At 41.1% G+C, this 12,768-nt stretch carries 11 protein-coding genes and 2 pseudogenes; 8 read left to right on the top strand and 5 right to left on the bottom strand.

Annotation, left to right across the window (positions count from 1 at the left end; translation table 11 throughout):
* Both MF4640_RS19015 and MF4640_RS11290 read left to right on the top strand, forming a co-directional pair.
* A pseudogene (locus tag MF4640_RS19015) lies at positions 1–132 on the top strand (IS481 family transposase); the annotation flags it as partial.
* 198 nt (positions 133–330) lie between these two features.
* Positions 331–729 (top strand): hypothetical protein, encoded by a 399-nt coding sequence (locus MF4640_RS11290; RefSeq protein WP_005400495.1) that lies wholly within the window; start codon positions 331–333, stop codon positions 727–729.
* Here the strand turns inward: MF4640_RS11290 and MF4640_RS11285 are convergent.
* Together MF4640_RS11285 and MF4640_RS11280 are read right to left on the bottom strand one after the other, a co-directional pair.
* A complete protein-coding gene (locus MF4640_RS11285) occupies positions 656–1,261 on the bottom strand; it encodes a GNAT family N-acetyltransferase (RefSeq protein WP_078389620.1) in 606 nt (201 codons plus the stop codon). The genes MF4640_RS11290 and MF4640_RS11285 overlap by 74 nt on opposite strands.
* Positions 1,261–1,755 carry an Lrp/AsnC family transcriptional regulator gene (locus MF4640_RS11280; RefSeq protein ID WP_004695793.1) on the bottom strand — a complete coding sequence of 165 codons (495 nt, stop codon included), beginning with the start codon at positions 1,753–1,755 and terminating at the stop codon, positions 1,261–1,263. Before MF4640_RS11280 ends, MF4640_RS11285 begins: the two co-directional genes overlap by 1 nt.
* 114 nt (positions 1,756–1,869) lie before the next feature.
* On the opposite strand from MF4640_RS11280, the pseudogene MF4640_RS11275 reads away from it, so the two are divergent.
* The 6 genes and pseudogenes from MF4640_RS11275 (at position 1,870) to MF4640_RS11250 (ending at position 9,370) form a co-directional block, all read left to right on the top strand.
* A pseudogene (locus MF4640_RS11275) lies at positions 1,870–2,474 on the top strand (LysE family translocator).
* A 481-nt stretch (positions 2,475–2,955) separates the two neighbouring features.
* On the top strand, positions 2,956–3,708 hold the full coding sequence (locus tag MF4640_RS11270) for an electron transfer flavoprotein subunit beta/FixA family protein (RefSeq protein WP_005400499.1): 753 nt from the start codon (positions 2,956–2,958) through the stop codon (positions 3,706–3,708).
* A gap of 17 nt (positions 3,709–3,725) precedes the next feature.
* The gene (locus tag MF4640_RS11265; protein WP_004982561.1) at positions 3,726–4,661 is read left to right on the top strand and encodes an FAD-binding protein; all 936 of its coding nucleotides are present in this window, start codon (positions 3,726–3,728) and stop codon (positions 4,659–4,661) included.
* 295 nt (positions 4,662–4,956) lie between these two features.
* On the top strand, positions 4,957–5,565 hold the full coding sequence (locus MF4640_RS11260) for a hypothetical protein (RefSeq protein WP_078389622.1): 609 nt from the start codon (positions 4,957–4,959) through the stop codon (positions 5,563–5,565).
* A gap of 306 nt (positions 5,566–5,871) precedes the next feature.
* Complete coding sequence (gyrA, locus tag MF4640_RS11255) at positions 5,872–8,853, top strand: DNA gyrase subunit A (protein WP_078389619.1); 2,982 nt, start codon at positions 5,872–5,874, stop codon at positions 8,851–8,853.
* 73 nt (positions 8,854–8,926) lie between these two features.
* Entirely contained in the window at positions 8,927–9,370 is a 444-nt protein-coding gene (locus tag MF4640_RS11250; protein ID WP_078389618.1) for a DUF3887 domain-containing protein, read from the top strand.
* 33 nt (positions 9,371–9,403) lie between these two features.
* On the opposite strand, the gene MF4640_RS11245 is transcribed toward MF4640_RS11250, so the two are convergent.
* Genes MF4640_RS11245 through MF4640_RS11235 form a run of 3 tightly spaced genes read right to left on the bottom strand, consistent with a single transcriptional unit; the run spans position 9,404 to position 12,767 of the window.
* The gene (locus MF4640_RS11245) at positions 9,404–10,492 is read right to left on the bottom strand and encodes an ABC transporter permease (RefSeq protein ID WP_078389617.1); all 1,089 of its coding nucleotides are present in this window, start codon (positions 10,490–10,492) and stop codon (positions 9,404–9,406) included.
* Complete coding sequence (locus tag MF4640_RS11240) at positions 10,489–11,619, bottom strand: ABC transporter permease (RefSeq protein WP_078389616.1); 1,131 nt, start codon at positions 11,617–11,619, stop codon at positions 10,489–10,491. Before MF4640_RS11240 ends, MF4640_RS11245 begins: the two co-directional genes overlap by 4 nt.
* On the bottom strand, positions 11,619–12,767 hold the full coding sequence (locus tag MF4640_RS11235; RefSeq protein WP_078389615.1) for an HlyD family secretion protein: 1,149 nt from the start codon (positions 12,765–12,767) through the stop codon (positions 11,619–11,621). The genes MF4640_RS11240 and MF4640_RS11235 overlap by 1 nt, the downstream gene beginning before the upstream one ends.
* Position 12,768 lies beyond the last annotated feature (1 nt).

The raw sequence follows: 12,768 nt of genomic DNA, 5'->3' as shown, positions 1-12,768 counted from the left end.
TACAACTTCGGCCGCAGACTCAAAACACTCAGGGGCCTGACTCCCTACGAATTCATCTGCAAACAGTGGACAGATGAACCTGAACTTTTTAAAATTGATCCGATCCATCAAATGCCGGGACTAAACAGCTAGGGGCTGTGAAATTCGGCATTATTCTTGCTTGAATCAACTAGATCAATAAGTAGCAATGATCGATCACTTTTGTTAGAAAAAGTGTGATTATGAACTTTTGTAGAATAATAAATCGGCAAAAAATAGAGTATAAACTTAAAAGAGGATGGGCTTAATGTTCCAGTTTAATGAAACGGTAGATTTAAGCTTATATTGAAGATGACAAATGTGAAAATAGGTCAGTATATGATTTCAGATATACAAGCAAAGTATGATCAACTCAGCTCCGCGCAAAAAGATATTTTTGCGGGCTATGGTTTGCGTCAGGTCAAACATTTTGTTGAAATTAGTTTAGCCAATATTGAGCCTGTACTGCCCGAAAATGCATTTGTTCAAGGCGTCAATGCAGCAGGTAAAGTTCAGGCTTTTAATGCAGAGACTGGGCAATACTATTTATGGATTTCCGATTTACAGTGGCAAGCGACTGCACAGCCCTCAAATAGCATTGATTTGAAAGACGACTTTTTTGAAGTCTGGAAAATTTTTAATCTTGGACAATATGAATTGATTGATTTAAGTCATATTCATCGTGATTTTTTAGAAAGTCAGCTGGCTTAATGGCATAGAGCGTATGTCGAAGCAGTGGGCTATTTTGATCGAGTTTAGGATGATTAAAATAGCCACGATGTTGCATGCCAAGACGTTTCATTACCGCTTCAGAAGCCCTATTTTGAACTGCGGTAAAAGCAACAACCTCATCCAAGTCTAAAACCGAAAAAGCAAAATATAAGCAAGCCTGTGCAGCTTCTGTGGCATAACCCTGATGCCAAAATTTCGAGTCTAATCGCCAACCGATTTCGACACAGGGTGAAAAATCAAAGCACTCAGGTTGAGCATGTAAGCCTGTAAATCCAATGAACTCCTGACTATGCTTCAGTTCGACTGCCCAAAAGCCCCAACCATTTTGATTGATGAATTGCTGAAACGTTTGCGCAAGGGTATCGCTTTCTGTTTGCGTGAGTGGATGAGGAAAATAACGCATCACTTGAGCATCGGCATTTAACTGCGCAAATGCAGGAAAGTCATCTGCGTGCCAAGCTCTTAGACGTAAACGCGTCGTTTCTATCGCAAAATTTAAATGCGCTGACATTAGATTTCATCAAGCGGCAGTTGGAAACTTTGTTTAATGATTTGACTTGGCAAGTCTGTTTTGACACTGGTAATGCCATTCTTTTTGGTCAAATGCGTGGATTGGAACTCACGATAGCTTTCTAAATCGGGTACCACGACTTTCAGCATTGCATCGCATTCACCTAAAATAATGTAGCATTCCATGACTTGAGGGAGCTCTTTCATGGCTTCAATAAAGGTGTCGATGGTTTCGGCATCTTGACCGACCAGCCAAATACGCGAGAACAGAATCAGTTGAAGGCCAATTTTTTGTGGATCGACCACTGTGGTATAATTTTGAATAACACCTGCTTCTTCTAATAGTTTGACGCGTCTTAGGCATGAAGACGGTGATAGACCGATTTCTCGTGCTAAGTCATTATTTTGAATACGGCCATTGTCTTGTAAGTGGCGAATGATATTTTTATCAATACGGTCAAGTTTTATGCGCACAGACTTTGGTGATTGTTTCATATCTTAGAATATAATTTGAAAAATACGTTTTATTATAGAATAAATTGAAAGCCAATTTTGTATTATTTCGCACATACTAATTTTCACTTTCTAATGGATGAAAGGGGAAAGGAAATGTCTGTATATGTACTCTTTGCACTGACCGTGCTGCCACTAATTTTTACACCTGGGCCAGATATGTTATTTATTCTGTCTCAAGTTATGGGCAAAGATGCAAAAGCAGGCATGATGGCGACTATCGGCGTATGTACAGGCTATTTACTACATTCAATTTTAGTGGCTTTGGGTATTGCTGCCATTATTGTGTCTTTCCCGCTTTTGTTTGAAACCATCCGCTGGCTGGGTATTGCATATTTGTTGTATTTGGCCTTTGGTTTATTAAAGTCGGTTTTTAGCACTAAAAAATTGCAACTAGACCGAAAAACGGAAAATAACCCGATCAAAAAAGGCTTTTTTACCGCACTATTAAATCCTAAAGGTATGCTTATCTATTTTGCAATCTTGCCGCAATTTATCGATAAATCTGCCAACACTGTCAGTCAAGGTTTGATTTTATCTTTACTCTTTATCGCGATGATTTTTGTGGTCTACTGTAGTTTGAGTCTGGTTTTGCAAAACTGACACAGAAGGCCCCAATAGATGAACGTAAGCAAAAATGGATTGATGGCACTTCAGGTGGTCTGTTGGCATTGGCCGCGACATGGCTGATTGCCAATTAAACTCAGAGAAGCATGTCAGAAGGGCATGCTTTTTTTTGAGGAAGTTTTTAAGATCGCCTAATAAAGCAGCAATATTGTGTCATCGTATGTCTAGAATAATGAGTATTTGAATCTAAGGCTGCGTGATCTATCTTAAATGACAGATTTGTGAAGCCTGATAAAGATGTAAACAGGCAGTCAATCATCTATTTGATGATGAATATTAGAGAAAAGAAATCAAATCTTTGAATAATGTAAATCAGATAAAAATATAATAAAAATCATAACTTAATCTGAGTGCGATTTTGTGCAAATATAGTGCGTACAAAAAAGTATGAACGCGTCGTTCAGCTAAATTTACGCATTTTTACAGCTCTTTGGTGAATTGTGACTTGACCGAAATGCCGTACACATTGCAAGATAGGGCACCTAAAAAAATTTAAGTGAAGAGTTAAACTAACTTTTCTCAACATTTACATTTGCTAAAACAGCCGAGGATTACATGAAGGCTCTTGTTGCTGTAAAACGTGTGGTTGATGCCAACGTTAAAGTTCGCGTTAAGCCGGACAACAGTGGTGTTGACTTAACCAACGTTAAAATGTCAATTAACCCATTCTGTGAAATTGCAGTGGAAGAAGCGGTTCGCTTAAAAGAAAAAGGAACTGTTTCAGAAATCATCGTTGTTTCTATTGGTCCTAAAGAAGCGCAAGAGCAAATCCGTTCTGCAATGGCGCTTGGTGCTGACCGCGGTATCTTAGTTGAAGCTGATGACAGCCAACTGGGTGCTTTAGAAATTGCGAAAGTGTTGAAAGGCGTTGTTGACGCTGAACAACCTCAGTTGATTCTTCTTGGTAAGCAAGCAATTGATGATGACTCTAACCAAGTTGGCCAAATGCTTGGTGCGCTTCTAGGTGCAGGTCAAGGTACTTTTGCTTCTGAAGTTAAAGTTGATGGCGACAAAGTACAAGTAACTCGTGAAATCGACGGCGGTTTACAAACTGTTGAGCTTGCACTTCCAGCGATCATCACCACTGACTTACGTTTGAACGAGCCACGTTATGCCGCTCTTCCAAACATCATGAAAGCGCGTAAAAAACCGCTGGATACGAAGTCTCCTGCTGATTTTGGTGTTTCTACGACAACTAAACTTAAAACAGTTAAAGTTGAAGCGCCTGCTGAACGTAAAGCCGGCGTACAAGTGAAGTCTGTAGACGAACTTGTAGAAAAACTAAAAAATGAAGCGAAAGTGATCTAATACAGAAGGATAAAATCATGAGTATTTTAGTTATCGCTGAGCACGACAACAAAGCACTAAACGGTGCAACTTTAAACGTTGTTGCAGCAGCTCAAAAAATCGGTGGTGATATCACTGTATTAGTTGCTGGTTCTGGCGCTCAAGCTGTTGCTGATGCTGCTGCAAAAGTTGCGGGTGTAAGCAAAGTATTACTTGCTGACAACGCAGTTTACGCAAACCAATTGGCTGAAAACGTTGCAGCTTTGGTTGCAGATATTGCTAAAGGTGGTTTCAAACACGTATTGGCTGCATCAACTACAACGGGTAAGAATATTCTTCCACGTGTGGCTGCTCTTCTTGATGTCAGCATGATTACAGACATCATTGCTGTTGAATCTGCAAATACGTTTAAGCGTCCAATCTATGCAGGTAACGCGATTGCAACAGTTCAGTCTGATGAAGCAATCATTGTTGGTACTGTACGTGGTACAGCATTTGACCCTGTCGCTGCTGAAGGTGGTTCTGCTGCGGTTGAAGCTGTAAGCGAAGCAAAAGATGCGGGTATCTCTAAGTTTGTTGCTGAAGAGATCGTAAAATCTGAACGCCCAGAATTAACTGCTGCGCGTATCGTGGTTTCAGGTGGTCGTGGTGTGGGTTCAGGTGAGAACTACCATACTGTTCTTGATCCATTGGCTGACAAATTGGGCGCTGCTCAAGGTGCATCACGTGCTGCGGTTGACGCAGGTTTTGTTCCAAACGACATGCAAGTAGGTCAAACAGGTAAAATTGTTGCACCTGACCTGTATATCGCTGTAGGTATCTCTGGTGCGATCCAGCACTTGGCGGGTATGAAAGACTCTAAAGTGATCGTTGCGATCAACAAAGACGAAGAAGCACCTATCAATGCAGTAGCGGATTACTGGTTAGTAGGTGATTTGAATACCGTTGTTCCAGAGTTAGTATCTAAAATCTAATTCCTGACAACGTTTCAAAAAACGCTTTTGTGCAAGCAGTTTAAGCAATGCTTAGCTGTCATGTGCAGGAGCGTTTTTTTATGTGCGTAAATCAATCTCAATATTATAAAAAATCAAAATCACTCGATATTTATTTTGTTATTTTAAGTCCTTGTATTTTGCAAATAATAATGAAAATTTAAGCATTTCTTAAGATGAGTGTGCATCTGAATATTCAGATTTATGATACTATTTGCCATCCATTTTTAAGCTTAACTTACATAAAACTTTTTTTGTTAAGTTGGGAGTCGTGATTTTGCTGATTGATACGCGTGTATCGTGGTCTGTTCTGATCCTTGCTGTTCTGTGTTTAATCTTTCCATTTTTGGCTGATCTACAGCTTCCACTTTTAGGTGGTGCTGTTGTACGTGGCGTGGAAAATATACAAGCTCTACTTTTATTGATATTCGCTGTATTTAGTTATTTTTATATGCAGCCGATGCGTCTTCCAGAGGGTAAAAAGTATTTTTGGATCTGGGGAGTACTGTGGTGGTTACTTTTATTTGGGCGTAGCACCAGTTGGGGTAGAGACTATTTCCCTGAGGTCCCAAAAGTATATTTTCGTGGCATCTCGGTAGTTTTGATTGGTTCAGTCGTATTTATGTTGTTGGTTAAACCATTGCGCCATGAGATTGCGATAAAAATGAAGAACATTACGATACCTGCTTGGGCAATGCTGCTCACGGTGTTGGGTTTGATTATTTCTGACGGCATTGAACACAGTCGCATTTATGGTGGAATTTTCTTACATCAGATTGCTTATAAAGACCTTATGGAGGAGCTATATGAGTTTCCTTTAATATTGGGCTTGTTTATGGTGGCATTTCATATTATGCGGCGCGATAAGCAAGGGGTTGATCAGTAAGTCCAAAGATAGGCAAGACATGGCTTAAAGCTCTCAAAAATGAGGGCTTTTTTGCATTTTACGCAACGTTAACAGGGAATGTGATGGAGCTGTAAATGTACATCCTATACATGTGTAAAAAATAACCCCTAAATTAAAGAAAATTAACGAGATTAACTGTGGTGACGTGACACAAAAATCAGAGTGTTTATGCTATAATTTGCGGCTATATTTCAGTTTTTAGTTCAGTATTTTGAACTAATAATTTTGCAAGTTTTACGACATATAAATGCAAGCGGTTTTACGTTTGTAGAATAAGGAGTATGCATGAGCGTATCGGAAATCAGACCGATTGCGATTGAGGATGAACTCAAGAACTCGTATCTTGACTATGCAATGAGCGTGATTGTTTCTCGTGCTTTGCCAGATGTTCGAGATGGTCTAAAACCTGTTCATCGTCGTGTGCTTTATGCAATGCACGAATTGGGTAATGACTACAACAAAGCTTATAAAAAGTCTGCCCGCGTGGTTGGTGATGTGATCGGTAAATATCACCCACACGGTGATTCTGCTGTTTATGAAACCATTGTTCGTATGGCTCAAGATTTTAGCTTGCGTTATCAATTGGTTGATGGTCAGGGGAACTTCGGTTCGGTCGATGGCGATAGCGCAGCTGCGATGCGTTATACCGAAGTTCGTATGCGTAAGTTGACTCATGAAATTCTTGCCGATCTTGAAAAAGATACGGTGGATTGGGAAGACAACTACGACGGCTCTGAACGTATTCCGCAAGTGATGCCAACGCGTATTCCTAACTTACTGATTAACGGTACTACAGGTATTGCTGTGGGTATGGCGACCAATATGGCGCCGCACAACATGACTGAAGTCGTGAACGCTTGTTTGGCTTATGCTGAAAACCCAAATATTTCAATTGAAGGATTGATGGAGTATATTTCGGGTCCAGACTTTCCTACAGGTGGCATTATTTACGGTAAAGCGGGCATTGTTGATGCTTACCGTACGGGTAAAGGTCGTTTGCATATTCGTGGTAAATACCACTTTGAAGAAGACCAAAAAACAGGTCGTACCACGATCGTTTTCACAGAAATTCCATATCAAGTCAACAAAGCGAAAACCATTGAACGTATCGCTGAGTTAGTGAAAGAGAAAAAACTGGAAGGTATTTCTGAGCTACGTGATGAATCTGACAAAGACGGGATGCGTATTGCCATTGACTTAAAGCGTGGTGAAAATGCTGAAGTTGTGGTAAATAACTTATTCCAAAACACGCAGTTGGAAAACTCTTTCAGCATTAACATGGTGTGCTTAGACAACGGCCAGCCAAAGTTAATGAACTTGAAAGACATTGTTGCGGCATTTATTCGTCACCGCCAAGAAGTAGTGACGCGTCGTACCATGTTTGAATTGCGCAAGGCACGTGAGCGCGGCCATATTTTAGAAGGTTTGACGGTAGCATTAGCAAATATTGATGCGATCATTGAAACCATTAAAACTTCTGCAAACCCAGCTGAGGCGCGTGAGCGTTTACAAGCAGGTGAGTGGGCAGCAGGCAATGTAATTGCACTGCTTGAAAAAGCAGGTTCTGTTTCTGTACGTCCAGACGAAATTGAAGGTGAAGATCCAAACCGTCCGTTTGGTCTAGATGGTCAGATATATCGTTTATCGCCTGCGCAAGTCGGTGCGATTCTTGAACTTCGTTTGCACCGTTTAACGGGTCTTGAACAAGACAAGTTACAAGCTGAATATACTGAAATTTTAGGTCAAATTACTGAACTCACAGCGATTTTAAATGACTTCAATTTATTGATGGGCGTGATTAAAGAAGAGTTAGCTTTAATTTTGCAACAATATGGTGATGCTCGTCGTACTGCAATTGTTGAGTCTCGTATTGACTTCTCTCGTGAAGATTTAATTCCTGAAGAGCAAGTGGTACTGACTGTTTCAAAAACAGGTTATGCGAAAACACAACCGCTTTCAGACTATGCTGCGCAGCGTCGTGGTGGACGTGGTAAATCTGCGACCTCGATGAAAGAAGATGACTACATCCAGCATCTGATTGTGACATCTAACCATGCCACAGTGTTGTGCTTTACCAATGTTGGTAAAGTCTATCGCCTGAGAGTGTTTGAAGTGCCTCAAGCATCGCGTGGTTCGAAAGGTCGCCCAATGGTGAACTTATTGCCACTGGATGCCGATGAGACGATCACAGCAATTCTTCCTGTGATTGATGCGCCGAAGAAATTTAAAGAACGCTTAGCTGAGTTCAAAAACTTTGTGCGTAGCAATGTCGCGATATTACGTGAAAATAGTATTATCGACGCGCATTATGAAGCGTTAAAAGCTTCATTCGATGAGTTGGCTGAAGATGCTGATGAACTCTCTGATGCATTACGTAAGCAATTGAAAGAGTTGGGTGTTGAGCTTTCAACAACAGATTTGGACAATGAAACCGTTGTTGAATTTGCTGATCTTGCAGAGAAAATGCGTAAGAACTTCTTTGTATTTATGGCAACTGCATCTGGTACGGTCAAGCGTGTTGAATTAGAACAATTTAGTAATGTTCGTTCAAACGGCTTACGTGCAATTGAGCTGAAAGAAGAAGATACCTTGATTGGTGTTGCAATCACCGATGGCGAACAGCAAATCATGTTGTTCTCAAATGAAGGTAAAGCAATTCGCTTCTCTGAAACTGATGCACGTGTGATGGGACGTACTGCAAAAGGGGTGCGTGGTATGCGTGTCACTTTAGCTGCAGCTCAGGCCGAAGATGATGTTGAAACTGACACAGATTCAGATGATGAAGAATCTTCTGATTTAAATGTGGCGAGCCGTATTGTTTCATTAGTTGTTGTACCTGAAACTGGCGAAGTACTGTGTGCTTCTGCAAATGGTTATGGTAAACGTACGCCAGTTGATGACTTCCCAACCAAGAAACGTGGTGGTAAAGGTGTTATTGCTATCAAAACATCAGAACGTAACGGTGAGTTGGTCGGTGCGGTTGCAATTGATGAATCTAAAGAGTTGATGTTGATTTCTGATGGCGGTACTTTAGTTCGTACTCGTGCCTCTGAAGTTGCTAGAACAGGTCGTAATGCACAAGGTGTACGTCTGATTCGTTTAGGCAATGAAGAAATCTTGGTCGGTGTTGTTGCAGTGGAAGCCGTTGAAGTCGAAGACGATATTTTAGATGCTTCTATCGAGACTGCCGAAGAAACTGTAGTTGACGAAGTAAATGTAGATGCATCTGAAAATACAACAGATACCAATACATCGAACGAAGACTAACTGAATGAAAAAGAAAAGGGCGCTTCGGCGTCCTTTTTCATATTGGCGATGACCTAGTGGTGGATAAGATTTTATGAAAGCAAAATTACTGGTTTTGAGTTGTGCGTTGGCTTTAACAGCGTGTGATAAATTGGGACAACAGGCATTGGATTCGATCCCAAATCCGAGTCCTGCTCAAGAGAAAGTAGCTCAGCAAGCTTATCAAGCCTTTACTCAGGGTGATTTTCCGCAGCTCTATACTTATTTTGAGCCAGAGTTACAGCTTGAATTTAAAACTCATGAAAAAGACATGCGAAAATTTGCAAAATCGATTCCTAAACAAGCCATAACGACTCAAAAAATTGTATCGAAACACATTGAAAAATCGACAGAAAAGCCAAGTTTGTACGCAGTTACCTATGAGTATGCTTATAGCAATAAAAACCTAGTTCAATACGATGTTGGTTTTGACAAAGCCGGCGGAAGCACAAAAATTCGTAGCTTTGATGTCAAACTTTATGGGGCTTCAACGGATTAAATGGGTAGGATTGCTATCAATACGTTCTAAAATTTAGCGATGCTTGAGACGCCAATAAGCAAATGCTGCGCAAGCTATACCAAACACAAAGAGATAGAGTAGTTTCGGCAGAATAAGTGCAGTTGGTACACCCATTTGGTTCAGTTGAATAAACATTTGAATACCTTGGGTCGATGGAAAAACATTGCCCAAGTATTGCATCCAAGCGGGCATTGCGGCGTGTGGCCATGCTGTTCCTGAAAGTAGAAATAGCGGAATAGAGGTAAATACAATGACATGTCCTGCACGTTCAGGCATATCGAAAAATGTTGAAATCAACATGCCTAAAGCCACGATACAGCCTATAAAAATCGGCACGGCCAGTAACATACCACTAAAATTTCCCCCATGTGGGTAGTCATTTAACCAATAAATAAAGCCAAATAAATATAAACAACCGAGCATACCAATGGTCAGAATGGCGCAAAAAATCGCAAAAAATTCCGTCGTCGTTGGTCGCCATTTCTGTTCGCGGTATCCGGCCAATAACATCCCTAAACCGAGCACGATGGTTTGATGAATAATCAGCGGAGCAATGGCTGGGAAAATATAACTGCCATAACCCGACATGGTGTTAAAAAGCGGCGTTTGATGAATGGAAATGGCTGGAGAAAAGTGCGAAATATTGCCAAATTTTTCCACGTGCTCGCGTACAGCATTTTCAATTGAGGTAGCGAGACCTAGTCCAATTTGCTTGGTTTTTAAGAAGTTTGCCGCGCTGAGATAGAGCCCAATCCCACCGACTTCGCCATGCCGAAGACTGTTGGAAAGATTTTCGGGTAAGAGCAAAATACCATCGGCTTGCTGTTGTTTAATCATATTTTCAGCATCGAGGAAATTGCCCGTCACAGCTTTCACTTCAACATTTGGACTGAGCGAAACTTGCTGAATGATGTTATTGGTCACGATACTTTGTTCTTCATCCACAATCACAATCGGTAAAGCTTCTGCTTGCTGTGCTTTGTAGGCAGTCGGATAGAAAACACTATAGAAAATCACCGAGAGGATGAGCGTGGTTAAAATCGACTGATTGGCGATAATGTCTTTAAATGTCTTGAGGTAATAGTACAAAAATGACTTCATGATACTGCTCCTTTGATTCTTTTTTTGAGCAGCAGGACAGAGGTCACAGCGTAAAAGACCACATAGAGGATAAGTATGAGTAAAGGCAACAGCGATGAACTGATTGGGCTACCAATGACCCATTGTTCGGTTTGTAGTTTGGCATAAGGTGTGTAAGGGATAATATTGGCCCAAAATTTGGTAAACAGTGGTGCGTTATTTAAGGGGAGGGTCACTCCTGCAAAACTGAGTGATGAGCCGCCATACACAGCAATTAACCCAAAGGTTTTGGATAAATTATTGGTGGCTAAAACAATGGTACTACTGATCAAAGCATAGGCGCTATAAAATAAAAGCTGTGCCAACATGATCAACCAAAGTTGACCTGCAACAAACCAACCGCGAATCTCAATCAGCCAAAACATCCACGCCCATGTCCATAAGCTAAAAATTAGTACATAGGTCAGATTCTTAGAGAGGATGGCTTTAAAAGCAGATTGGTTGTTTAGCCAATTTTGCGCTGTATGAAACTTAAATTCTTGACCGACTGAAAACGCGACACAGCAGCAGAGTAGTAAATGCAAAATTGCAGGAATCATAAAGGGTTCTAAATAGAACTCATAACTCAAATTTGGGTTGTATAAGGTCGAAATTTTAACGTGTGGTGTAGGTACATCTAAATAAGGAATAGTATTTTCTAAATAGCTTTCACCAGCATAGTCTGCCATGGCTTCAACTGTGCTGAGTAACATGGCTGATGAAATGGTGTTCCCCACACTAAAGTAACTTTGGTTATAGGCGATGCTGATTTCAGCATCTTTAGCTTGAACAAAACGTTGTTCGGCGCCATTGGGAATACTGACGTAACCCCAAACTTTGGCTTGGTTCAGCAACTTTTCAACTTCGGTATTTTGATCACTGACGATGGCGACATCTAAAGTATGGTTGAGTTTTAAATAGCGCTGTATGTTTTGGCTTAGCTCGCTTTGGTCTTGGTCAATAATCGCAATAGGCAAATGTTCGGGTTTACCTTGGGCAAACATGCTGGAAAACAGTACGATAATAAACAGTGGGGCAAGCGTAACTAAACATAGATCCCACTTATGCTTGAGTAAATAGTTTAGTTCCCGCAGTAACCCACTTAGCATTATTGGCTCTCTTTGACTTTAAACAACACACTCATGCCAACTTTTAGGTCTGGAATGGCTTGCGCAGGCGTTAAATGAACTTTAAAGCTACGAATGTCATAGCCTCCTGTTTGGCGTGTGGTTTTAATGGTGGCAAATTCGCCTTCGGCATCAATATTTTTAATATTAAAGTTGGTATATAGCTTTAAGGCTGGAATAAAGCCTTCAATTTGTTTTGCCTGATAGATGTTGGCGTATTGGTCTTCACGAATATTCAGTGATACCCAAAGCTCGCGATCTTGAATAATACTGACAATCGGTACCCCCATTGCTACCAATTCAGAGGGTTTGCCATAAGTTTTAGAAACGGTACCGTCAATAGGTGAGAGTAGTTTGGTTTCAGCTTCAAGTGCATTGACTTCAGCAACAGCTGCTTTTGCAATTTGCACTTGCGCATCTGCTGAACTTTTTTGCTGTGGAGTGCTGCCACGTTTAGCCCGAGCATATTGTTGATATGCGGCTTCTGTCATTTGAGCAGCTGATTGGGCCGCAGCATGCATTTCATCGCGACGTTGGCGTGAGATGACACCTTGTTGATACAAGTTTGCACCACGTTGATAGGTGGTTTGTGCCAAAGTTTGCTGTGCTTTCAGTGCTTGCCAGTTGGCGTATAAACTCGCAATATTTTCTTCCTGAGAGCCACGGTCAGCGGTAGATTGGAGTGCTAAAGCAGCCTGTAAGCTGGCCAATGCTTGCTGTTTTTTGGCATCGACTTCTGGGCTATACAGTCGAACGAGTTCTTGGTTTTTGCTGATTTTCTGTCCGTCATGTACATAAATTTCATCAATTCGACTTGGCACTTTGGTGCTAACATGGATCGTTTCTGCTTCAACCCGACCTTGGATTTCAACCGTTTTTGGTTGATAGGCCTTCCACAGTCCAAAAGCAATCACGATGAATAGAATAATAAGAGCAAGGCCCCCAATCAGCTTGATTGCTTTGGACTTTTGCTCGGTGTTTGTATTGGCTGATGCTGGCTTAGTCTGTTCGGTCTCAGCTTGTACCTGCTCTTGAGTATCATTTGTGGTTAATTCCTCTGTTGATGGCACCGCTTGATCTTCTTGTTTTTCAGGTTTTTGCGGATCAGATTGGTTTTGATCTTGATTCATT

It is taken from the genome of Acinetobacter sp. MF4640, assembly GCF_002018895.1.
Classification (GTDB): domain Bacteria; phylum Pseudomonadota; class Gammaproteobacteria; order Pseudomonadales; family Moraxellaceae; genus Acinetobacter; species Acinetobacter johnsonii.
Note: the sequence above shows the minus strand (reverse complement) of the source record. Positions and strands in the feature narration are given on the sequence as shown.